Raw genomic sequence first — 22,914 nt, 5'->3', positions numbered from 1 at the left:
CTTCCCGATATCCCTGCCCGGAAGCCGACACAATTCCCGGTCAAATCCAGCAAACCGAAGCGCGTGGCTTGTTTCCGTAGCGGGACTCTGGCTTAGCTCGTTTGCAACCCTTTTGCCTTTATTCCGTTTCTGAACCATCGAATTCGATGAAAGGACAACGAGCTGTCCACGCCAATGCAGGATAAGTTGAAGCTCCGGTCCCAAACCGGACCGGGCTGCGCTCTGCGGCGCGGTGTGATCTTGCTCGGCCTGATTTCTTCGCTTGCAGGCTGCCAGGTGCTCGAAGGCGCGACCGGCAACAGCGACGCGTTCCAGCCCTCTGCCAATCCCGTTACCGTCGATACGGTCACCCGAAACGACCGCATGGCGGCAATCGCGCGCGAGCAGCATCCGCGCATTCTCGCGACATATGGCGGTGAATATTCCGATCGCAAGCTGGAGCGCATGGTCGCCAGGGTCGTCGGCACGCTGACGCTCGACCCAGAGAACCCGAACCAGACCTACCAGATCACCATCCTCAACTCGCCCAACATCAACGCCTTCGCATTGCCGGGCGGCTATCTCTACGTGACGCGCGGACTGCTGGCGCTCGCCAACGATTCGGCCGAGCTTGCCGCCGTGCTGGCGCACGAAATGGCGCATGTGACCGCAAATCACGGCATCCAGCGCCAACAGAAGGAAGCCGAAGAGGTTCTGGCCTCGCAGGTGGTCAACGACGTTCTTGGCAGCGATCCCGCCGCACGGGTGGCGCTCGTGCGCGGCAAGCTACGGCTTGCGCAATTCTCCCGCAATCAGGAGCTCGAAGCAGACGCGATCGGTATCCGTGCAATCGCGCGCGCCGGCTACGATCCGTTTGCCTCGGCACGGTTCCTGCAGTCGATGGCATCCTACAGCGCATCGCGCAACGTGACGGGTGCCGTCGACGAGAACCTCGACTTTCTGGCAAGTCACCCGACTGCGCCGCAGCGCATAGAGCTCGCGCTTCGCCACGCCCGTCAGTACGGAGCGCCGGGTACGGGCACGCGCGACCGCGACCAGTTCCTGGAAGGCCTTGACGGCATGCTGTTCGGTGACACGCCGGAAGAAGGCTTCGTGCGTGGGCTGACCTTCATGCACCCGAAACTTGGCGTGGCATTTTCGGTGCCTGAGGGCTTCGTGATCGACAACACGGCGGCAGCCGTAACCGCCGCCGGGCCGGGCGATGTGGCCATTCGCTTCGATGGCGTGTCGATCGACCGGCGCGTTTCGCTCGCCGACTATGTACGCAGCGGCTGGGTCGCGGGCCTCGACACATCGAGCATCCGGCAGACCACAATCAACGGCAACGAGGCTGTTTCCGCCCGCGCAAGCGCCGAAGGCTGGCAGTTCGACGTGACCGTGATCCGTGCCGCAGGTGAGGTCTATCGCCTGCTGACCGCAGCGCCGGCAGCCAGCACCGCCCTCGATGCCATAGCGAGCCAGGTCGGCAGCAGCTTCCGCACGCTGACCGCAGCCGAAAAAGCATCGCTGCGTCCGCTTCGAGTCCGGGTGGTAACGGTCCGCGCAGGACAGACCGTGGCTACCCTTGCCGCCCAGATGCAGGGTGTCGACCGGAAAATGGACATGTTCCGGCTCATCAACGCCATGAGTTCCGGCGCGACGGTGTCGGCCGGCAGCAAGGTGAAGATCATCACCGACAGGTAAGGCTTATATCAGGTCTCAGGCTGCGCTGCGAACCACTGCGGGATCGATATTCACCAGTGCCGTACGCAGCTTTTCAAGCGCGCGGCCTTCGATCTGGCGCACACGCTCCTTGGAGATGCCGAGCTTCTCCCCCAGCGCCTCCAGCGTTGCACCCTCATCGCGCAGCCTGCGCTCACGGATGATACGCAGTTCGCGCGGATTGAGCGTTGCCAGAGCCTGGCTCAGCCATTGCGCACGCCGCTCCTCATCAATGCGAGAACCCACGACTTCGTCGGGGAGCGGCTGGTCGGAAACGAGAAAATCCATCCGTTCGGAACCGGTATCTCCGTCAGCCGCAACGGGTGCGTTCAGCGAAGTATCGGGACCGGACAAACGTGCATCCATCGTCGCGACGTCGGCCGCCGCGATGCCAAGTGCTGCCGAAATCTCGTTGTAGAGCGCGTCGTTCGACAGCATCCGCGAATCCTGCGCAAGACGCGCACGAAGACGACGCAGATTGAAGAATAAAGCCTTTTGGGCCGATGACGTGCCGCCACGGACGATCGACCAGTTGCGCAGGATGAAGTCCTGCATCGAAGCGCGGATCCACCACGTCGCATAGGTCGAGAAGCGCACTTCCCGCTCCGGCTCGAAACGGGCCGCCGCTTCCAGCAGGCCGACATGACCTTCCTGAATGAGGTCGTTCATCGACAGGCCGAAATGGCGAAATTTTGAAGCCATGGAAATCACGAGCCTCATATGGGCTACCGCTATGCGGTGAAGCGCCTGTTGATCGCCCTTCTCCTTCCAGCGCAGGGCGAGCTCATGCTCCTCCTCGCGCGCCAGATAGGGCGCTCGCATCGCCTCCCGGATCATGCTTCGCTTTGCTGGATCGTCCATGTCACGCTCCCGAACAAGGAATACGCGTCAACGGCCGTAAAAGTTCCATCCAGCTATGATAGAAGTTGCCTCCCGTCGCCGCCAGCCATAGGCGACGCCTTCCGGCGCACAAAGACGTGAGCGGCAGCAGCACGCGCATCCCGGCCAGCGGGCATTCACAAACGAAAGAAAACCCGGCTGCCGAAGCAGCCGGGTTCTGTCAGGTCAAACCTGCGGAAATGCGTCTTATGCCGCTTCTTCCTGCTCGGTTTCCTCGTTGTCGGCCTTGGCGCCGCGACGCGGACCCTTGTTGAGGTTGGTCTCGATGAGACGCACCGCCTCGGTGTCAGACATCTTGTTCACGGCCGCGATCTCGCGCGCCATGCGGTCCAGCGCCGCCTCGTAGAGCTGGCGCTCCGAGTAGGACTGCTCGGGCTGGTTTTCGGCGCGATAGAGGTCGCGCACCACTTCCGAGATCGAGATCAGGTCGCCGGAATTGATCTTTGCGTCATATTCCTGCGCACGGCGCGACCACATGGTGCGCTTCACGCGTGCGCGGCCCTGCACGACCTTGAGCGCGCGATCGACATAGTCGGTTTCAGACAACTTGCGCATGCCGATGGACGTCGCCTTGGCGACCGGCACCTTAAGACGCATCTTGTCCTTCTGGAAGTCGATGACGAAAAGTTCCAGCTTGTGGCCCGCGACTTCCTGCTCCTCGATCGTGACGATCTGTCCGACGCCATGCGCCGGGTAGACGATATACTCGCCGGTCTTGAAGCCCTGTCTTGTCGCGGATTTCTTCTGCTGGGTTGCCATACGCCCTGTACTCCTTTTTATGTCCTTGAGGCGCGAACCGGAAGATTCGTGCCCAGACCATGGCCGATGAGCCGGCCAGCCAACTGCCAGAGACAAGACGAGCGAAGCATTCCGAAAGAAGCCCTTGGCCCGGACCCGGTGTCAAAACACCTGCCCGGCCCAGCTTGACTGTTCCGGAAACGCTTCAGCCTTTCAATGATTAGAGCGCTTGCGCCATAAATCGACGTCTGTCATCGGCATGTTGATTGTTTGTAACATAAAAAGTCGAAAGAATCAACAATTTGCCGCATGCGCGAACAACCCCGCCACGGCAAGTAGCGCGATACGGTAACGGCAGGACGATTGTGACGTTACGTCAATTCCCGCTCGATCAGTCCCCCTCGCCAGGCTCCGGCGAGAAGTATTTTTCGAACTTGCCCTCGACGCCGTCGAACTCTTTCGCGTCGGCCGGCGCGTCCTTCTTGGCCGTGATGTTGGGCCATTTGGAGGCATATTCGGTGTTGATCTCGAGCCACTTTTCAAGGCCCGGTTCGGTGTCCGGCTTGATGGCATCTGCAGGGCATTCAGGCTCGCAAACGCCACAGTCGATGCACTCGTCCGGGTGAATGACGAGCATGTTGTCGCCTTCGTAGAAACAGTCGACCGGGCACACCTCGATGCAATCCATATACTTGCACTTGATGCAGTTGTCGGTGACGACATAAGTCATGAAACGGCTCCGGCCGGCAGCATTCTTGTACGATCGGCGGTGAGGTAACGCCTTTGCGGCAACCGCGCAAGGGTGGCGTATGCGCGCAATCGACTGCTTGGGAAATGAAATTCCACCACGGCCGAATTCACTCGTCGTCCCGCAGCGCGTCCATGCGGCGACGATCTTTCTTCGTCGGTCGGCCGCTGCCCTGCGGGCGAACCGGCGCGATCGCGTCAGGCACGGCCTCACCGCCGCCCGCGGGCGGCGGTGTCAGGTCTTCGTAGAGCGTACGCGCTTCCTCGGCAGGGCCGCGCCGCGTGCCCGGCTCGAGCACGCGGTAGACGATCACCCGGCGTTCGAGCGTGATCGTGAGCACGTCGCCGGGTTTGACCTGCTGGGACGGCAGGTCGATCTTGTCGCGGTTTAGCCGTACCCGGCCGGACTGGACGACCTTCGCCGCAAGCGATCGCGATTTGACGACGCGTGCGAAGAACAGCCACTTGTCGATGCGCTGGCGACCCTCGCCCGACATTTACTTCTTGAGCTGCTCACGCAGTGCGGCGAGCTTGGCGAAGGGCGAATCCGGATCGATCCTCGCCGGCCGCTCTTCGCGCGGTTTGCCGCCGGGACGGTCATTGCCGCGGCGCTCGTCGCGCCGGCCGTCACCCTTGCCCTTGAATTTCTTGCCGCGCTCCCGCTCACGATCGCGCCCGTCGCCGCCACGACCCTGACGCTCGCCACCCTCACGCCGCTGTTCGCCCTTGCCCTGATTGGGGCCGTGATTGGGCGCGCCTCGCCCACGTCCATGGCGCTGGCGGCCATCGTGACGAACCGGCCGCCACAGAAGGATCGGCTTCGGTTCCTCGACCACGGCCTCATCCTCCGCGGGTACGGGGGCAGATGCGTTCGAAACCGCTTCGGCGGGCTGATCTTCGGCGGTTGCCGCCGGCGTCGCTTCCGTAGTGGATTCCCTGGGCGCGGCAGGCTCGATGGGCGCCTCACTGGTGGCGGGCTCGCCCTCGGCCTCACCAGCGGCCACGGGTTCCGTGGCGGGTTCGTCCGCAGGCGCTTCGGCCGGCGTTTCGACAGCTACCTGCTTGGCTGCATCGGCAGCCGCCTGCGCCGCCGCGACGCGCTCACGCTCCGCAGTGTCGAAGGCATCGAGCCTCGCCTGGACCTCGGCTGCCGGCTTCGCCTCTGCGCGGTAGCCAAGGCCCTTGAGGATTTCTTCCATGTCGTCGGCGGTCGCGCCCAGGATCGACATCATCGCCGGGGTGACGGTGAAGGCTGCGCCATCGAAAGCGCCTTCGGGGCGGGGTCCGGTGCCTGCCCGCCAAGCAAGCGCGGGACGGATCAGATCGGCCAGACGCTCCAGAATATCCACACGCACCGCACGTCGTCCAAGCGTGCGGTAGCCCGCCAATTGGTAGAATGTCGGCTCGTAGGAAGGCTCCACAACGAGCGAGGTGCGGCCGGATGCGAGCGCATTGACCACGTCGCCGAAGCCGGGCTTGTCCTTGCCGTCATTGCCCAGCGACCAGAGCAGCGTGACCAGACCAGCCGGACCGGGCTTCAACAGCGCCGGTACGAAGATATGGAACGCGCCGAAACGCACACCCAGCCGCCGCAGCGCCGCGCGTGCCTCCTGGTCGAGCGCCTTGACGTCGTCCGCGACATCGCGCCGGTTGAGCAGTCCGAAATTCTCCGTCAGCCGGAAAGCGATACCGCGCGCGATGCCGGTGAGCTGTTCGGCATTCCGGAGATCGAAAAGCGGCTTGAGCAGCATCTCGATCTGGTAGCGCACGAAACGCTCGGCTCGTGCCGCGACCTTGTCGCGGGCTGGACCCGTGAGTTGCTCGTCGGCCAGCAGGATCACGCGCGGGATCAGCGGGTCTTCTCCCGCCGTCAGCGTCGCCACCGGCGCTCCGATCCAGCGCAGCAGTCCGTCGGATGCGAGCGCGAAATCGCCATTGCTGGCAACGGCAAAGCGCTCGGCCCGCGTGTCGAACTCCTGCGCCAGCGCCTTCTGCGCGGCTGCCTTGACCGCCTTGGCATCCTCGCCATCGGCCGCCTGATCGGCCGAGAACCGGAACCCTTGCAACGCGCCGACGTGATGTCCTTCAACGACGACGTCACCCGACGGGTTTATTTCTGCTTCAAGCATTGCGTTTTCTCTCAGGCGCCTCATGAGGACGGAAGTCCTGCGGTCTACGAACCGTTTCGTCAATCTTTCGTGGAGCGCATCGGACAGCTTGTCCTCTATCTCGCGCGTTTTTTCCTGCCAGTGTGCCGGATCGGCCAGCCAGCCGGGCCGATGGGAGACGAAGGTCCAGGTGCGGATCTGCGCAATCCGATGCGACAGCGTGTCGATGTCGCCATCGGTCGTGTCGGCGCGGTGCACCTGTTCAGCCATGTAATTTTCATCGACATGTCCCTTGCGGGCTAGGTCCAGATAGATGCTGCCGATGATGTCTGCGTGCTGCGCGGGCGCAATGCGACGATAGTCCGGCAGAGCACACGCTTCCCACAGCAGCTCGACGCGACGGGCGTCCGTGGCAAGCCGGCGCACATCCTCGTCCTGCGACAGATGATCGAGCGCGCGTGCGTCGACCGCCGGAAGCGCCCGCGTCAGGCCCTCCACCTGCGGGATGCGTTCGATCGAACGCTTGAGGCTGTCGATGCTCGAGAAGTCGAAGGATGCCGTACGCCATTGCAGCACCTTTACCGACTCGAAACTGTGCGATTCGATGCGCTCAACCAGCTCGTCGTCCAGGGGGGCCACCTGCCCCGTGACGCCGAAAGTGCCGTCACGAAGGTGGCGACCGGCGCGGCCGGCAATCTGGCCAAGTTCCGCCGCGCTGAGATCGCGGTACTGATAACCGTCGAACTTGCGGTTCTGCGCAAACGCGACGTGGTCCACATCCAGGTTGAGGCCCATGCCGATGGCATCCGTCGCGACCAGATAGTCGACGTCGCCCGACTGGTAGAGTTCGACCTGCGCATTGCGGGTGCGAGGGCTGAGCGCACCGAGCACAACCGCGGCGGCGCCGCGTTGACGGCGGATCAGTTCGGCGATGCCGTAAACTTCGTCAGCCGAAAAGGCGACGATGGCGCTACGGCGCGGCAACCGCGTCAGCTTCTTCTGCCCTGCGTAGGCGAGATGCGACATACGCGGCCGTGTGACGACAGACACGCCCCGCAGCAGCTTCTCCAGAATGCCGCGCATGGTGGCTGAGCCCAGCAGCAGCGTCTCCTGCCGGCCGCGCAGATGCAGGATGCGATCGGTAAAGATGTGCCCGCGCTCAAGGTCAGCCGCCAGCTGCACCTCGTCGATAGCCACGAAAGCGGCGTCCGTCTCGCGCGGCATCGCCTCGACCGTGCACACCGAATAGCGCGCGCCGGGCGGCACGATCTTCTCTTCGCCGGTGATCAGCGCGACCTTCTCGGCCCCTACCTTCTCGCACACGCGCGCATAGACCTCGCGCGCAAGCAGCCGCAACGGCAGCCCGATGACCCCGCTCTCATGCGCGACCATCCGCTCGATGGCCAGATGGGTCTTGCCGGTGTTGGTCGGGCCGAGCACGGCGGTGACATCCCGTCCGGAAAGGACGAGCGGCGCGTCTGTTCTGGTCTGGATGTTCATCGTACGAGGTCGGCCTCTTGCCGCGCCGCAAAGCGGTGGACGCTTCCGTTAGCATGTCTGCACGGTCCAACGGAAGATGCCGACGCGCCTTCTAGATAGGTCGTAAGGCTCGCCAAGCCAACGCGGCAACCAGCGTTTTTAACGGTTGGAACGAGTCTGGAACGAATCGGCTACGAATCACTGACTTTCGCATGTTCCCGCTTTGATCACCGCAACATATAGAGGTATGCCACACATTAGTCACCACATGCGGAATCTGCGCACGAACCATTTTCCCTAGCGGGACCATACCCGTTAACTTTTTGCGGCAGCAGCTGCTGAATTGGCGCTCTAGCATCGTCAACAGCGCCGCAAGCTTCAGAATTCGTTAGTGAATTTTTTAGGCACTGTTAACCCTGTGGCTGCGTCGGCGCATTGTCCGTTAACGTTCCGGCCAAACACGGAACGAACCGGCGACGAATCACTGACTTATGCATTTTCCTGTTTTGTTCACCGCAAGATGTTGTGTCATGCACCGCTTTTCCACCGCAATTCCACAGGCTGTGCACTGCATTTCCACAGTAGCAGCAGTCAGGCGTTAACCACTTACGCTCGGAACCAGTCTGTTCTTGCGCACTCGCAGCTGGGTTGTTGCATGCGTCGGGTCAGCAGCTTCGCCCAAAAAGAGACGGCCCCGTTGGGGGCCGCTCCTTTCCATAAGCAGAAACGTGGCTCAGACGAAGAATTGTCCGCCATTGGCTGAAATGGTCGAGCCGGTGATGAAGCCTGCGTCATCCGAGGCCAGGAAGGCGACGATCCGTGCAATCTCCTCCGGCTCGCCCAGCCGGCCGACCGGAATCTGCGGGATGATGCGCTCGTTGAGCACTTTCTCGTCGATCGCCTTGACCATTTCGGTTGCGATATAGCCGGGGCAGATCGCGTTCACCGTTATCCCGGCGCGCGCGCCTTCCTGCGCCAGCGCCTTGGTGAAACCGAGATCGCCGGCCTTGGCCGCCGAATAGTTCGCCTGCCCCGCCTGGCCCTTCTGGCCGTTAATCGACGAGATCGTGATGACACGGCCGAACTTGCGGTCGCGCATGCCTGACCACAGCGGATGCGTCATGTTGAAGACGCCGTTGAGATTGGTGTCGATGACCTCCCTCCACTGCTGGGGCGTCATCTTGTGAAACATGCCGTCGCGGGTGATGCCGGCATTGTTGACCAGAATGTCGACGGGGCCGAGATCAGCCTCGACCTGCTTGATCCCCTCGACGCAGGCGTCGTAGTCGGCGACCGACCATTTATAGACCGGAATACCTGTCTCTTCCTTGAACTTCGCAGCCGCTTCGTCGTTGCCGGCATAGTTCGCGGCCACCTTGTAGCCTGCCTGCTTCAACCCTGCCGATATGGCCGCGCCGATGCCGCGCGAGCCGCCGGTGACAATTGCCGTCCTGGTCATGTGGTTCCTCCTCCCAATTTAGCGAGTAAGGAAATAGGGGACCAAGGCAGTAGGGGATGGCGCTTCTGGTCGCTCTTTCCCCCTACGGCCTTACTCGCCTTATTGCCTTACCGACCTATTCGCTCAGTTCATCGCTTCAACGCACATCGCGACACCCATGCCGCCGCCGATGCAGAGCGTTGCCAGGCCCTTCTTCGCGCCGCGCCGCTTCATCTCGTAGACCAGCGTGTTGAAGATGCGCGCGCCAGATGCCCCGATCGGGTGACCGATGGCGATCGCGCCGCCGTTCACGTTCACGATGTCCGGGTTCCAGCCCATGTCCTTGTTGACCGCACAGGCCTGCGCGGCAAAGGCCTCGTTGGCTTCGACCAGATCGAGGTCCTCGACCTTCCAGCCCGCCTTCTCAAGCGCCTTGCGCGATGCCGGGATCGGGCCGGTGCCCATGATTTTCGGATCGACGCCTGCCGTCGCCCAGGAAACGACGCGCGCGAGCGGCGTGATGCCACGACGTTGAGCCTCGTCCTCCGTCATCAGGACGACCGCGGCGGCGCCGTCGTTGATGCCGGACGCGTTACCGGCGGTTACCGTGCCGTCCTTGTCGAAGGCGGGCCGCAATTTCTGCATGGCTTCCAGGGTCGCGCCGTGGCGGATATATTCGTCGTCGCCGACCACGACCTCCCCCTTGCGCGTCTTGATCGTTACCGGAACGATCTCGTCCTTGAAACGCCCGGCCTTCTGCGCGGCCTCCGCCTTGTTCTGCGAGGCGACCGCGAATGCGTCCTGCTCGTCGCGGGTGAGCTGCCACTGCCGGGCGACGTTCTCGGCCGTGTTGCCCATATGATAGCCGTTGAAGGCGTCCCACAGCCCGTCGCGGATCATCGTGTCGATCATCGAGTAATCGCCCATCTTCACGCCCGCGCGCAGATGCGCGCAATGGGTGGATAGCGACATCGATTCCTGCCCGCCGGCCACGATGATGCCTGCATCCCCGCTGGCGATCTGCTGCATGCCGATGGCGATTGTGCGAAGGCCCGAGCCACAGACCTGGTTCAGCCCCCAGGCGGACGCTTCCTTCGGAACGCCGGCGGCGATCGCGGCCTGGCGCGCTGGGTTCTGCCCCTGGCCCGCGGTCAGCACTTGACCAAGAATGACCTCGTCCACTTCTGCCGCATCGACGCCGGCACGCGCAAGCGCCTCGCGGATTGCCACGGCGCCAAGCTCGTGCGCCGGGGTTGCTGCAAATGCGCCGTTGAAGGAGCCGACGGGCGTGCGCGCGGCACTGGCGATGACGATGGCGGGAGCGGGCATGGCGGTTTCCTCGAACTCGTTGGCATGTTGGCCTCTACTCATGTTTCTTGCCCGATCACGGGCACGAGTCAAACCGGAATGTGAGGCCGGCGGTCTTGCACTGCACAAAGCGCTTTCATTTGCCGGTCATTTGCGCATATCCTGCCGGTCAGGGTCGCAGATGGGCCTTGTACGACGTCTGTGTAGCCGCATTCCGGGAGGTCATGAATGCCCGCAAAAGACGATCCGGTGGTGATAAAAAAATACGCCAACCGCCGCCTCTACAACACGGGCACCAGCACCTATGTGACGCTGGAAGATCTGGCGGAAATGGTGAAGAAGGGCGAGGAATTCACCGTCCAGGACGCCAAGAGCGGCGAGGATATCACTCATCCGGTACTCACCCAGATCATCTTCGAGCTGGAGAACAAGGACGGGCAGAACATGCTGCCGATCCCGTTCCTGCGCCAGCTCATAGCCTTCTACGGCGACCAGATGCAGATGGTCGTGCCAAGCTTCCTCGAGCAGTCGATGATGGCGTTCGCCAAGGAGCAGGAACGCTTTCGCGAGCAGATGAAGGACGCCATCGGCAAGTCGCCGATGGAGATGATGAAGATCACGACCCCGATGAAGGCGATCGAGGAACAGACGCGCCGCAACGTCGAGCTCTTCCAGAACGCCATGCGCATGTTCACGCCATTTCCTCCGCAAACGACGCAGGACACGACTGAGGAAGACGCTACCGGCGACAAGCCTGACGACCTTCAGGACCTGAAGGATCAGATCGCGGCCATGCAGCGCAAACTCGACCAGATGGGGCGTGGATAGGCTCTGCCCGGTCGCTGATCAGGCGCCTGTTGGTTTGTCTTGATCACTCGCCTCGCGCAGCGCGCTTGTTTCCGCCGGCGACAGGTGCTCGACGACCTGCACGATGCTCGTCAGCTCGATCTCAGGATAGTGCTCGCGCATGCCTTCGAGCATCACGGCGTCGGGCCATTCCTCCTGCCGCCCGAGGAAGGTAGCCGCTTCGCTGAGCGGCATGTCCGTGCATTTCGTGACCCGCACGACGGCAGACCTGCAATCATCGCCTTCGCAGACATAGGTCATCAGGCCTGGCTCGATGCGATGCTCGCGCCAGCGGATGGTGGAAGTCTTTTCGCCGCTTTCCACCAGGGGGAACAGTCGGGCGACGACCTTCAGGGTCTGCATCGGTATCTCCAGAAATAGATGTCAGGCAGCATTACCAGCCGAGAGCGCAACCATCCTTGCGCGGATCGGACCCGCCGACGAGGAACCCGTTCTCGTCGTCGATAACGATCATCTGCCCACCGCCATGCGGTGCGCCGGCGTCGCGCACCTGATGTCCCCGCGCAACCAGATCGCTGCGGATCTGCGCCGGAATCCCGCCTTCCGCGTCGAGAATACCGTCATCGCCCCAGAACAGCCGAGGGTGATCGAGCGCTTCCTGAGCGTCCATGCCGCGGTCGACCAGGTTGGAAAAGACGTGGGCGTGCCCCATAGGCTGGTAGTCGCCGCCCATCACACCGAAAGAGACTGCAGCACGCCCGTTCTTCATAGCCATCGCGGGAATGATCGTGTGCATCGGTCGCTTCCCGCCACCGAGCTCGTTTGGGTGTCCCTCTTCGAGCGTAAAACAGCCGCCCCGGTTTTGAAGCGCGATCCCGGAACGCGGCGTGACCACTTTGGAGCCGAAGGCGCTATAGACCGAATTGATGAAAGAGACGGCGCGCCGGTCGCGATCGGCCACCGTCAGATAGACCGTATCCGACCGCGCCATTTCCGGCAGGACAACGGACGGATTGCGTCGCTCCGCGCTCAATTGCGCGCCAAGCGAATGTATAAAACTGTCGGAAAGCAGCTCCTCCGGTGTCCGCGTCATCGTGGCGGGGTCGGAAACAAGATGATCGCGCACGGAATAAGCGAGCCGTGCCGCCTCGATCTCCATGTGATAGCGCTCCGCACTGCCCGTGGGGAGCTTGCCGATACCGTGCGCCTCCATCAGCCGCAGCAGGATAAGCGCCGTCACGCCCTGCCCGCTGGGCGGAATTTCGAGCACGTCATACCCGCCGTAGGAAACGGAGAGCGGCGCCACCCAGTCAGCAGCGACCGCGGCAAGGTCCTCTTCGCTGAGAAAGCCGCCCTGCCCGCGAACGGTCGCTGCCATCTCGGCCGCGATCTCGCCTTCGTAGAATGCCCTTGCACCGTCCTTGGCGATGGCCCGCAAAGTCGCGCCAAGCGCCGGAAAGCGAAACCGCGTGCCGGCCGCCGGTGCATCCCCGTCACGTAGACAGTGGATCGCCGCGCCGCGATCGCCACGCAGCGCCGGGACATGCAGCGCCCAGTCGCGAGCAACCCGCGCATGAACCGCAAAGCCCTCCTCGGCGTAGTGGATCGCATCGGCGAATAGCCGGTCGAACCCCATCGTGCCGAAGCGCGTACTCAGGCGAGACCAGGCGTCCATCGCGCCCGGCGCCGTCACTGCATGAACGCCTGTTTGCGGCATCGAGGCAAAACCATTGTCGCGATACCAGGCCGGATCGGAGGCGGCTGGCGCGCGGCCCGAACCGTTGAGCCCATGAACGGTTCCGTCGGGCTCGGCGAGAATGACGAAGCAATCACCGCCGATGCCGGTCATATGCGGCTCGACAACGCATAGTGTTGCGGAAGCAGCGATCGCGGCATCGACCGCATTGCCGCCATCCTTCAGCACGGCAAGCGCTGTTGCCGTAGCCAGCGGGTGCGACGTGGCCGCCATGCCGTTTTCCGCGATGACGGGTGACCGTCCGGGTTGGTCGAAATCGCGCATGCTCAGCTCCGGCCTGTTAGCGGAAATTCACGTCGCGCGAGGCCGCACGGAGCGACACTGCGAACCCTGCCAGAACGTCGACCAACGTAATCGCCATCAGGATGAAGAACAGCGAGCTGGCCGCCTGCCGCACAAGCAGGAATTCGACAAGGAACGCCACGAAAACGAAGGTTGAAAGCAGGTGGTCGACCACGGAAGCGTTCGACGTACGGGTCGCCTTGACGATCTCGACGAACAGCAGCGCCAGCGCAAGCAGCACGATCATATCGGCGATGCTCATGGCCCATATGCCGCCCGAGAGCATGGTCAGCGAGAACATCTCCGCCTGCCACGGGTCGCCGAGGTCGCCGAACAGCCCCGCAAGGCCGAGGTTAAAGACGACGAAGGGAACGATCATCAGCGGGATATGGGCGAACATGGCGGGCTCCGGACACGTGGGTTACTTTGTAGCGCGAAAAACCGCTGCGCGGTCAAGCATCTGCTTCAGGCGAGAGACCACGAATCACCCGCTTCCAGACACTTATGATGAGGCGTGCCGCAGCGTTGATCTGTTCCGGATCGATACAGTTTCGATCAAAATTAACCATCCTGTTAAGCTTCGATTAAGCTTTACATGGCATTACTGTGTGCATCCAGTGATCTGGATTCTTACCGAGTGGCTGGGCCACTCCGTTTGACGCCTCCCTGTTAACTCCTGAGAGCCGCCTTTGCGGCTCTTTTTTTATGCCCGGTTCCCTTATTTCCGCCATCTCGACCGCGTTAACCTTTCGTTAAACACGTGCTTGCCTTCGGAAGGCCGAGGGATCAAAGTCCGGTCGATATCGTTTAGGCACCGGCGACCGAGAGCCGGGACCGCCGGACGAGGGAATGCAGCGTCAGTAAATTCGCGGGGTGCAGGTCATGCAAGAGCAGGGTCACGGGGAAACCAACACGATCAAGCTCGCCGAGAGGCGCGTCTTTTCCAATTCCTTCAAGCCCCTCTACAACGAAGGCATGACGCTGGTTGAACGGGCTGCCGAATATCTCGACGGTGAAGGCCGAGCGGCCGCAAAGACGCTGACGCGCGTCGGCGCGACACTATACGCTGCAGAGTCGATGCGGCTGACGACACGGCTGATGCAGATTGCCTCGTGGCTGCTGCTCCAGCGCGCTGCGAACTCCGGTGAGATGACCCGCGACCAGGTGGCCGCCGAGAAGGCCAAGGTACGGCTCGACACGACCTCAGCACCGACCGACACGGCTGGCTGGACCGAATTGCCGGACACTTTCCGCACGATCGTCGATCATTCGCTGCGTCTTCAGGCGCTGGTGCGTCGTATGGACGACGAGATCTACGGCGAGTCGGCGAGCCAGCGCTACGTGGCCCCGCAGCGCGGCAACCCGGTGTCTGACCAGATCAATCTGCTGCACACGGCTTTTGCCCGCGGGTAGTCGCTATCCGGCCAGTTGGCGGGCAATTGCATCGAAAACGCTATCGAAGGCGGGCAGCGCCAGCAGCGCCGCCATGACGACGAGCGCGAAGGTCACCATCCGGTAGAGCCACTCGCCGCCTCGGGAAAACATCGCCCAGCCGGCAAGAATGCCGACGAAATAGGCAGGCGCAGCCAGCAGCCCCAGCGTGACGATGTCTCGCTGGAACAGCCCGGCAAACCAGAGATTGCCGATCGAGACGAACTCCCCGAGCAGGAACAGCGACAGCAGGTTGGCCCTGATGATGGTGGCCGGGATCCCGCTCGCCATCCAGTAGGCGATGACGGGCGGGCCGGGTATCGACGCCACGCCGGAGAGCACGCCCGCCACACCGCCAACGCCCAGCGAAGTGAGCCGGTTGCGCGGGCCCTTATAGCGCCAGCCCGTCCACAACACGAAGACACAGCATAGGATTGCGCCACAGATCATCCAGCGCAGCACCGTCTCGTCGCCATGTGTCAGCAGCCAGATGCCCGCCGGGAACAGAAGGAACAGTCCAAGCGTGACCGGCAGCACTTCCTGCCAGCGCGCGATACGCAGCGCCGGCACCGTGACAGGCACGGATGGCAGCGAGTCGATGATGACGATAATGACCAGGGCCGCCTTCGGCCCATACAAGGCACCCGCCACCGGAGCCACGATCATGCCGGTGCCGAAGCCGGACAGTCCCTTGGCAACGCCGGCAACGAGCACGACTGCCAGCAGGGTCATCATTGAAAGGTCGAGCGGCGGAAGGTTCATCTTGTCCGGCTGTATGCGATCGGAAGTTGCGGCAAGGCGATACAGCCCGAGACCGCATAGAGACAGTACAAGGGGGGAACCGCAACGCTGGTCCAGCACACAGCCCTGCCATTTGTTGCCGGTTTGTTCACTTTTCCATGGCATTGCCCGATGATCGGACTAGGGTGACATCATGAACGACACGATTCGCGTCATCGGCATCGACCCCGGCCTGCGCCGCACCGGCTGGGGTGTGGTGGAGGCACAGGGCAACACGCTGCGCTTTGTCGCGGCCGGCACGGTGCGCTCGAACGACAAGGACGACCTCGCATCTCGCCTGCGTCAGATCCACGACGGTCTGTCTGCAATCGTGCACGGGCAGATGCCGCACGAGGCGGCCGTCGAGCAGACATTCGTCAACAAGGACGCGACCGCGACGCTGAAGCTCGGCCAGGCGCGCGGCGTCGCGATGCTGGTGCCGGCGCTGGCCGGCCTGCAGGTTTCGGAATATGCACCCAACGCCGTCAAGAAGGCGGTGATCGGCGTCGGCCATGGCGACAAGAAGCAGATTCATATGATGGTGCGCGTGCTGATGCCGCGAGCGTCCTTCGACAGCGACGATGCGGCGGATGCGCTCGCCATCGCCATCTGCCATGTTCACCATCGCCAGAGCGTGACGGGGCGGCTGGCGGCGGCCGCACTTGCGGCGGCCGGTTAAAACAACGAGCGGGTGGCGGGGATGATCGGCAAGCTCAAGGGAACGGTCGACGAGATCGACGAGGATCACTGCATTATCGACGTTCACGGCGTCGGCTATGTTGCTTATTGCCCGGCTCGTACGCTGGCGGCGCTGCCCGGCAGGGGCGAGGCGGCCGTGCTCTTCATCGAGACCTATGTGCGCGAGGACATGATCCGGCTCTACGGTTTCGCGACGGTGCTAGAGCGGGAGTGGTTCCGCCTGCTGCAAAACAATGTCCAGGGCGTCGGCGCCAAGGTCGCGCTGGCGGTGCTGTCGACCCTGTCGCCTTCGGAACTCGCCAACGCGATCGCGCTGCGCGACATCGCCATGGTGGCCAGGGCGCCGGGCGTCGGCAAGAAGGTAGCCGAGCGCATCGTCACCGAGCTTAAATCGAAGGCGCCCGCCTTCGCAGGCGATGCATCCGGCACGATCGGCTTCAAGCAGGAGATCGGCGAAGGCGTGGCGCCGGCGCCGATTGCCGACGCGATCTCGGCGCTGACCAATCTCGGCTACTCGCGCGACATGGCTGCAAACGCCGTCGCGGCTGCCATGAAAGCCGCCGGCGAGGATGCGGATGCGGCCAAGCTCATCCGGCTCGGGCTGAAGGAACTGGCGCGGTGAGCAGGCTTGTGCCGAAGCGCGCCGCGTGAAATGAAAAAGCCATGAACACCGCCCCCCGTCTCATATCGGCAGAAAAGCGCGGCGAGGACGTCGAGCAGACGCTACGTCCGCAGTCGCTTGACGAATTCGTCGGCCAGGCGGCGGCGCGCGCCAACCTCAAAGTCTTCATCGAAGCCGCCAAGAATCGCGGCGAGGCGCTCGACCACGTGCTGTTCGTCGGTCCGCCGGGCCTCGGCAAGACCACACTGGCGCAGATCATGGCGCGCGAGCTGGGCGTCAATTTTCGCTCGACCTCTGGCCCCGTCATCGCCAAGGCGGGCGACCTTGCGGCCCTTCTGACCAATCTCGAGGACCGCGACGTCCTATTCATCGACGAAATCCATCGTCTCAACCCGGCAGTGGAAGAAATCCTCTATCCTGCAATGGAGGACTTTCAGCTCGATCTCATCATCGGCGAGGGACCGGCTGCGCGGTCGGTGAAGATCGATCTCGCACGCTTCACGCTTGTCGCCGCCACCACCCGCCTGGGGCTCATCACCAACCCGCTGCGTGACCGGTTCGGCATTCCGGTGCGGCTCGACTTCTATACAGTCGAGGAACTGGAATTGATCGTGCGGCGCGGGGCCCGCATCCTGTCGTTGGCGATGGACGACGATGGTGCCACCGAGATTGCGCGGCGCGCGCGTGGCACCCCGCGTATCGCCGGTCGCCTGTTGCGGCGCGTGCGGGATTTCGCCTCCGTCGCCGGCGCCGAGGTTGTCGACCGCAAGGTGGCCGATGCGGCTTTGACGCGACTCGAGGTCGACGCGCTCGGCCTCGACAATCTCGACAGGCGCTATCTTGGCATGATCGCCCGCAATTTCGGCGGCGGGCCGGTCGGCATCGAAACGATCGCGGCCGGCCTTTCCGAACCACGCGACGCGATCGAGGACATCATCGAGCCCTATCTGATCCAGCAGGGCTTCATCCAGCGCACGCCGCGCGGTCGTGTGCTCACCGCCAATGCATGGCGTCATCTGGGGCTGGATGCGCCTGCCAACATCGCCCAGCAGCAGATAAACCTGTTTCAGGAAGAATGAGCGCTAGCGAAACAATACCCGTCGGGCTCTCCGGCGAACTGACCGATTACGGGCATCGCCTCGACGCGCGGGTCTATTATGCCGACACGGATTTCTCCGGCGTCGTCTATCATGCCCGCTATCTGGAATTCTTCGAGCGCGGCCGCTCCGATTTCCTGCGCCTTGCCGGCGTGCATCATACCGAGCTCGCCGACGGCAAGCATGGCGAAAAGCTTGTCTGGGTGGTCAAGCGCATGGAAATCGATTTCCGGGCCCCTGCCCGCATCGACGACATCCTGAGTGTGGAAACCCGCACCGAAAAGGTGTCCGGCGCGCGTATCTTAATGGCGCAACAACTCAAGCGCGGCGAGGAGCTGCTGGTCGAGGCAATAGTCGAGGCTGCGATCATCTCCGAGAGCGGCCGGCCGCGCAGATTTCCCAGGGAATGGGTAGCCGCCTTCATGCCGCGCTCCTGAGCAGACCCGCATAACAGATCCTTAACCTTAACGGTCCATCAAGATCGTGGTGAACATCGCGTGAATTCGGCGCGCCTTCGTTTCACCAAATTTGGCCCGGAAAAGGCCGAAACCGCGCATTGAGGGCGAGTTCGGACCGACGACGGACCGAGGTCGATAGGGAATGATGCGCACGGGCAGCCGCTGGCGAATGCCCGACACTCTTTAGGGACTAAGGATTCATGGAACAAATGGCTCTTGCCGCGCCCGGCGGCGACCACTCCATATGGGCCCTGTTCATGCAGGCCGGCTGGGTTGTCAAGCTGGTGATGATCGGCCTTATCGCTGCATCGGTCTGGACCTGGGCCATCATCGTCGACAAGCTGCTCTCCTACGGTCGCATGCGCGCTTCGCTGAGCCGCTTCGAGGAGGTTTTCTGGTCGGGACAGTCGCTCGAAGATCTCTACCGGTCGCTTTCTGAACGCAAGACGACCGGCATGGGCTCGATCTTCGTCGCCGCTATGCGTGAATGGAAGAAGAGCTTCGAAAAGGGCGTGAAATCGCCGCTCAGCCTCCAGACCCGCATCGACAAGGCGATGGACCTGGCACTGACGCGCGAGATGGAGCGTCTGGAAGGGCGGCTCGGCTTCCTAGCTTCCGTCGGTTCCGCCGCACCCTTCATCGGGCTGTTCGGCACCGTCATCGGCATCATGACCTCATTCCAGGCGATCGCGGGTTCCGGGGCCACCAACCTCGCCGTTGTCGCGCCCGGTATCGCCGAAGCTCTTCTGGCCACTGCACTCGGCCTGCTGGCGGCTATTCCCGCGACAATCGCCTACAACAAACTGTCGTCCGACGCAGGCAAGATCGGGCTGCGTATGGAAGGCTTCGCCGACGAGTTCTCGGCCATACTGTCGCGGCAAATCGATGAAAAGGTCGTCACGCGGGCGGCGGCTTAGGAGCGGGTTCCATGGGAATGTCAATCGGCCAGACCGGCGGACGCGGTGGACGCGGCCACAGACGACGCGGGCGACATCATAAGCTCGTGTCGGAGATCAACGTCACGCCGTTCGTGGACGTGATGCTGGTGCTGCTCATCATCTTCATGGTCGCAGCACCCCTGCTTACGGTCGGCGTGCCAATCGAACTGCCCGAAACGCAGGCCCGCGCTCTGAATGCTGAGACGCAGCCCATCACCGTATCGGTCAATCGCGAAGGTCAGATATTCCTTCAGGAAACCGAGATCGCGATCGACGAGATCGTTCCCAAGCTGCAGGCGATCGCTCAGACGGGTTACGAGGAGCGTATTTTCGTGCGCGGTGACCGCGATGCCGATTATGGCACCGTCATGCGCGTCATGGCGCGCATCTCGTCGGCAGGTTACCGCAACCTGGGCCTCGTGACGCTGCAGGAACAGGATAGCTGAAAGGCATGAAGGCCGGGCTGACGACATCGTTGGTGCTGCATACGGTCGTGCTGGGCTTCGGGCTCTTCACGCTGTCGTCGCCGCGTCCGATGGAGGTTGCCGACGTCGAGTCCTTCCCGGTCGACATCGTCCCCATGGCCGAGTTCGCGCAAAGCGTACAGGGCGAACGCGAGGCGCCCGCCGCCGAGCGTCCCGCGCCCACGCCAACCACACGGACCGATGTCGTCGAGGATGCGCAGCGCGTTGGCGACAACACGGTCGACACGACCGCGCCGCCGACACCCGACCCGCGGCCGCGGCCCGTCGAAACGGCCGAGGCACCGCCTCCCGCGCCGACCCCTCCGACGCCCGCACCCGAGCCGGCCCCCGAACCAGAGCCTCAGGCCGAACCGGAACGCCCCGAACCGGTGCCGACCACCGAGGTTGCTCCCGAGCCTCGCCCGCAGCAGGAAGTCGCGCCTGATCCGGTACCGGAAACCGAGGTCGCCGAGGCTCCCGCGACAGAAAGCGTGAGCCTGCCCACGAGCGCGCCCACCCCGCAGTCGCGTCCGCAGCCGCCGCAGGCACAGGCCGCACGCACACCGGAACGTCGCGAACCCGAGCGCCAGAGGGAGCAGCGTCAGCAGGCCGCCGCCAGCGACCGCGACTCCGAGAACCTCGAGGATCAGGTTGCCGCCCTACTCAACCGCGATCGCGCGTCGGGCGGCGGCGCGCAGCGCTCGAATGAACAGGCGGCGCTCGGCGGCCGGGAAACCACCGGCGCTCAGCTCACCCAGACCGAGCGCGATGCGATCATCGCCCAGCTGCGCAGTTGCTGGAACGTGCCGGTGGGAGCAGAAGGCTCATCTGACCTGCAGACCACGGTTCGGTTCCGTCTCGACCCCTCGGGCACCCTTGAGGGGAGCCCGGTTATCGAGAAGGCAAGCGGCAACCGGCAATTCGATGAAAGCACCACGCGCGCCATCCGCATCTGCAGCCAGCGCGGCTTCCAGCTTCCCAGTGACAAATACAACACCTGGTCGGAAGTCGTCGTGAACTTCGACCCACGTGACATGTTCTGACCTGAATGGAACGCCATCAAACCGGCATGAGCCCTATCGGACCCATGAGGCCAAACGAATGATGAAATCCCTGACAAACCTATTCAAGATCGGAATGCTGGCAGCCGGCCTCGCGCTCGCCGCCTCGCAGCCCGCACGCGCCGTGCTCGAGATCGACATCACGCAGGGCGTGGTCGAGCCTCTGCCGGTGGCAATCACCGATTTCGTGTCGTCGGACGCCATCGGGCAGGAGATCTCGGCGGTCATCACCGCGGATCTGAAACGCTCCGGCCTGTTCGCCCCGATCGATAAGGCTGCATTCATCGAGACCGTGGCCAACCCTGATGTTGCACCCCGCTTCGATGACTGGAAGGTCATCAACGCGCAGGCCATCGTCACCGGGCGCGTTACCAAGGAAGCCGACGGCAGGCTGCGCGCCGAATTCCGCCTATGGGATACCTTCGCGGGTCAGCAGCTGGTCGGCGAGCAGTTCTTCGCCAACCCAACGAACTGGCGGCGCGTCGCCCACATCATCGCCGACGCCATCTACGAGCGGCTGACTGGCGAGAAAGGCTATTTTGACACGCGCGTGGTCTTCGTCGAGGAAACCGGCCCCAAGAACCAGCGCGTCAAGCGTCTGGCGATCATGGACCAGGACGGCGCCAATCAACGTGCGCTCTCTGACGGACGATCGATCGTTCTGACCCCGCGCTTCTCGCCGAACCGGCAGGAAATAACCTACATGTCCTACGAAAGCGGTCAGCCGCAGGTCTACCTGCTGCAGATCGAGACGGGACAGCGCGAACTTGTCGGCAATTTCCCCGGCATGACCTTCGCCCCGCGCTTTTCGCCAGATGGGCAGAAGGTAATCATGAGCCTCCTGCGCGACGACGGAAACTCCAACATCTACACGATGGATCTGCGCAGCCGCACCACCACGCGCCTGACCAGCTCCAACTCGATTGACACCTCCCCCTCTTACTCGCCGGACGGCAACCGGGTCGTCTTTACTTCGGACCGTGGCGGCCGCCCACACATCTACGTGATGGGCGCAGACGGCTCGAACCCGCAGCGCATCTCCTTCGGCGACGGAACCTACTCGACGCCGGTGTGGTCGCCGCGCGGTGATCTCATCGCCTTCACAAAGCAGACGGGCGGCGAGTTCCAGATCGGCGTCATGCGTGTCGACGGCTCCGGTGAGCGCATCCTGTCCTCCGGCTTCCTTCAGGAAGGGCCGACCTGGGCCCCGAATGGGCGTGTTCTCATGTTCTTCCGCGAAGCTGCGGGCGGCGGTGGACCCCGTCTCTTCTCGATCGACCTGACCGGTCGTAACGAGCAGTCGATACCGACGCCGAACTTCGCCTCAGACCCGGCATGGTCACCCCTGCTCGACTAATGGAAGCCGTGGAACGGAAGGCGGTGTCGAACCGCCTTCCCGTCAAAACGCCGCGTTTCCGCCGCATTTCGGCCTAGTGTGCGCGACAATGCTGGTGAGTCGACGGTCTGAATCGGCATGGCACGGACGGGCCATTAGGACATCGTTAACCCTGTTTGTTGAGCGCAAGTTAACCGCGACATGGTTACTAGACGTTCACCACATTCAATAAATTGCGAAGGAGAGGCGGCATGCGCCGTATCGCAGCCATCACACGTAACCCTGCCGCCATTGTGCTGATCGCCATGCTGGCGATTGCCGGCTGCGCCAACAAGCAGACGCCGAACAATCCCGGCGATCTCGGCCTCGGCGGCGCCGGCTCCGCGACCCCGGGGTCTAGCCAGGACTTCACGGTGAATATCGGAGACCGCATCTTCTTCGACACCGACTCCTCCCTGATCCGCGCGGACGCCCAGCAGACCCTGAGCCGTCAGGCCCAGTGGCTGAACCAGTACGGCACCTACGCGATCACCGTCGAAGGCCATGCCGACGAACGCGGAACCCGCGAATATAACCTTGCTCTGGGTGCGCGCCGCGCGGCAGCAGCCCGCGACTTCCTTGTCGCACGCGGCGTCGCGGCAAACCGCATCCGCACCATCTCCTACGGCAAGGAACGCCCGGTTGCCGTTTGCGACAACATCTCCTGCTGGTCGCAGAACCGTCGCGCCGTCACAGTGCTGAACGGCGCCGGAAGCTGAACCGGA

General features: G+C 63.2%; 23 protein-coding genes. 12 read left to right on the top strand and 11 right to left on the bottom strand.

Annotated features, from left to right (window positions below; genetic code table 11):
* Positions 1–174 precede the first annotated feature (174 nt).
* Positions 175–1,683, top strand: a complete 1,509-nt coding sequence (locus tag V1479_RS13660) for a M48 family metalloprotease (protein ID WP_368803373.1) — start codon at positions 175–177, stop codon at positions 1,681–1,683.
* 15 nt (positions 1,684–1,698) lie between these two features.
* Here the strand turns inward: V1479_RS13660 and V1479_RS13655 are convergent, their stop codons facing one another.
* The 7 genes from V1479_RS13655 to V1479_RS13625 form a co-directional block, all read right to left on the bottom strand.
* On the bottom strand, positions 1,699–2,562 hold the full coding sequence (locus V1479_RS13655) for an RNA polymerase factor sigma-32 (RefSeq protein ID WP_173194657.1): 864 nt from the start codon (positions 2,560–2,562) through the stop codon (positions 1,699–1,701).
* Positions 2,563–2,787: 225 nt separating this feature from the next.
* Positions 2,788–3,360: a CarD family transcriptional regulator gene (locus tag V1479_RS13650; protein ID WP_173194658.1), complete on the bottom strand. Its 573-nt coding sequence runs from the start codon at positions 3,358–3,360 to the stop codon at positions 2,788–2,790.
* Positions 3,361–3,730: 370 nt separating this feature from the next.
* Positions 3,731–4,069, bottom strand: a complete 339-nt coding sequence (gene fdxA / locus V1479_RS13645) for a ferredoxin FdxA (RefSeq protein WP_173194659.1) — start codon at positions 4,067–4,069, stop codon at positions 3,731–3,733.
* Between the two features lie 127 nt (positions 4,070–4,196).
* A complete protein-coding gene (locus tag V1479_RS13640; RefSeq protein ID WP_368803372.1) occupies positions 4,197–4,583 on the bottom strand; it encodes an RNA-binding S4 domain-containing protein in 387 nt (128 codons plus the stop codon).
* Positions 4,584–7,694, bottom strand: a complete 3,111-nt coding sequence (locus V1479_RS13635; protein WP_368803371.1) for a helicase-related protein — start codon at positions 7,692–7,694, stop codon at positions 4,584–4,586.
* A gap of 712 nt (positions 7,695–8,406) precedes the next feature.
* On the bottom strand, positions 8,407–9,132 hold the full coding sequence (gene phbB / locus V1479_RS13630; protein ID WP_368803370.1) for an acetoacetyl-CoA reductase: 726 nt from the start codon (positions 9,130–9,132) through the stop codon (positions 8,407–8,409).
* 123 nt (positions 9,133–9,255) lie between these two features.
* The gene (locus tag V1479_RS13625) at positions 9,256–10,482 is read right to left on the bottom strand and encodes an acetyl-CoA C-acetyltransferase (protein WP_368803369.1); all 1,227 of its coding nucleotides are present in this window, start codon (positions 10,480–10,482) and stop codon (positions 9,256–9,258) included.
* A gap of 165 nt (positions 10,483–10,647) precedes the next feature.
* Between V1479_RS13625 and phaR the strand changes: the two genes are divergently transcribed.
* On the top strand, positions 10,648–11,247 hold the full coding sequence (phaR, locus tag V1479_RS13620) for a polyhydroxyalkanoate synthesis repressor PhaR (protein ID WP_173194662.1): 600 nt from the start codon (positions 10,648–10,650) through the stop codon (positions 11,245–11,247).
* Positions 11,248–11,265: 18 nt separating this feature from the next.
* Here the strand turns inward: phaR and V1479_RS13615 are convergent, their stop codons facing one another.
* From V1479_RS13615 to V1479_RS13605, 3 genes are read right to left on the bottom strand one after another with little or no spacing between them, the layout of a single operon-like run.
* Positions 11,266–11,628: an ASCH domain-containing protein gene (locus tag V1479_RS13615; RefSeq protein ID WP_173194663.1), complete on the bottom strand. Its 363-nt coding sequence runs from the start codon at positions 11,626–11,628 to the stop codon at positions 11,266–11,268.
* Between the two features lie 31 nt (positions 11,629–11,659).
* The gene (locus V1479_RS13610; RefSeq protein ID WP_368803368.1) at positions 11,660–13,246 is read right to left on the bottom strand and encodes a gamma-glutamyltransferase family protein; all 1,587 of its coding nucleotides are present in this window, start codon (positions 13,244–13,246) and stop codon (positions 11,660–11,662) included.
* A gap of 16 nt (positions 13,247–13,262) precedes the next feature.
* On the bottom strand, positions 13,263–13,664 hold the full coding sequence (locus V1479_RS13605; protein WP_173194665.1) for a hypothetical protein: 402 nt from the start codon (positions 13,662–13,664) through the stop codon (positions 13,263–13,265).
* A gap of 482 nt (positions 13,665–14,146) precedes the next feature.
* Here V1479_RS13605 and rcdA point away from each other — a divergent pair, with 482 nt between their 5' ends.
* Positions 14,147–14,677, top strand: a complete 531-nt coding sequence (gene rcdA / locus V1479_RS13600; RefSeq protein WP_368803367.1) for a protease adaptor protein RcdA — start codon at positions 14,147–14,149, stop codon at positions 14,675–14,677.
* A 3-nt stretch (positions 14,678–14,680) separates the two neighbouring features.
* Here the strand turns inward: rcdA and V1479_RS13595 are convergent, their stop codons facing one another.
* Positions 14,681–15,457 (bottom strand): TSUP family transporter, encoded by a 777-nt coding sequence (locus tag V1479_RS13595; protein ID WP_368803366.1) that lies wholly within the window; start codon positions 15,455–15,457, stop codon positions 14,681–14,683.
* 172 nt (positions 15,458–15,629) lie between these two features.
* Between V1479_RS13595 and ruvC the strand changes: the two genes are divergently transcribed.
* From ruvC to pal, 9 genes are all read left to right on the top strand, one after another.
* Complete coding sequence (gene ruvC, locus V1479_RS13590) at positions 15,630–16,154, top strand: crossover junction endodeoxyribonuclease RuvC (RefSeq protein ID WP_368803365.1); 525 nt, start codon at positions 15,630–15,632, stop codon at positions 16,152–16,154.
* 21 nt (positions 16,155–16,175) lie between these two features.
* Positions 16,176–16,796: a Holliday junction branch migration protein RuvA gene (gene ruvA / locus V1479_RS13585; protein ID WP_368803364.1), complete on the top strand. Its 621-nt coding sequence runs from the start codon at positions 16,176–16,178 to the stop codon at positions 16,794–16,796.
* 41 nt (positions 16,797–16,837) lie between these two features.
* Positions 16,838–17,875 (top strand): Holliday junction branch migration DNA helicase RuvB, encoded by a 1,038-nt coding sequence (gene ruvB / locus V1479_RS13580; RefSeq protein WP_368803363.1) that lies wholly within the window; start codon positions 16,838–16,840, stop codon positions 17,873–17,875.
* On the top strand, positions 17,872–18,330 hold the full coding sequence (gene ybgC, locus V1479_RS13575) for a tol-pal system-associated acyl-CoA thioesterase (protein WP_368803362.1): 459 nt from the start codon (positions 17,872–17,874) through the stop codon (positions 18,328–18,330). The genes ruvB and ybgC overlap by 4 nt, the downstream gene beginning before the upstream one ends.
* Positions 18,331–18,551: 221 nt before the next feature.
* Positions 18,552–19,268 carry a protein TolQ gene (tolQ, locus tag V1479_RS13570; RefSeq protein WP_368803361.1) on the top strand — a complete coding sequence of 239 codons (717 nt, stop codon included), beginning with the start codon at positions 18,552–18,554 and terminating at the stop codon, positions 19,266–19,268.
* An 11-nt stretch (positions 19,269–19,279) separates the two neighbouring features.
* Positions 19,280–19,735 (top strand): protein TolR, encoded by a 456-nt coding sequence (gene tolR / locus V1479_RS13565; RefSeq protein ID WP_173194672.1) that lies wholly within the window; start codon positions 19,280–19,282, stop codon positions 19,733–19,735.
* A 5-nt stretch (positions 19,736–19,740) separates the two neighbouring features.
* A complete protein-coding gene (tolA, locus tag V1479_RS13560; protein ID WP_368803360.1) occupies positions 19,741–20,796 on the top strand; it encodes a cell envelope integrity protein TolA in 1,056 nt (351 codons plus the stop codon).
* 94 nt (positions 20,797–20,890) lie between these two features.
* The gene (gene tolB, locus V1479_RS13555) at positions 20,891–22,171 is read left to right on the top strand and encodes a Tol-Pal system beta propeller repeat protein TolB (protein WP_368803644.1); all 1,281 of its coding nucleotides are present in this window, start codon (positions 20,891–20,893) and stop codon (positions 22,169–22,171) included.
* Between the two features lie 230 nt (positions 22,172–22,401).
* Complete coding sequence (gene pal, locus V1479_RS13550; RefSeq protein ID WP_368803359.1) at positions 22,402–22,908, top strand: peptidoglycan-associated lipoprotein Pal; 507 nt, start codon at positions 22,402–22,404, stop codon at positions 22,906–22,908.
* Positions 22,909–22,914: the final 6 nt, after the last annotated feature.

The organism is Neoaquamicrobium sediminum, assembly GCF_040970315.1.
Taxonomy (GTDB): Bacteria; Pseudomonadota; Alphaproteobacteria; order Rhizobiales; family Rhizobiaceae; genus Aerobium; species Aerobium sediminum.
The sequence above is the reverse complement of the archived record's forward strand: the minus strand, read 5'-3'. Positions and strand labels throughout refer to the sequence as shown.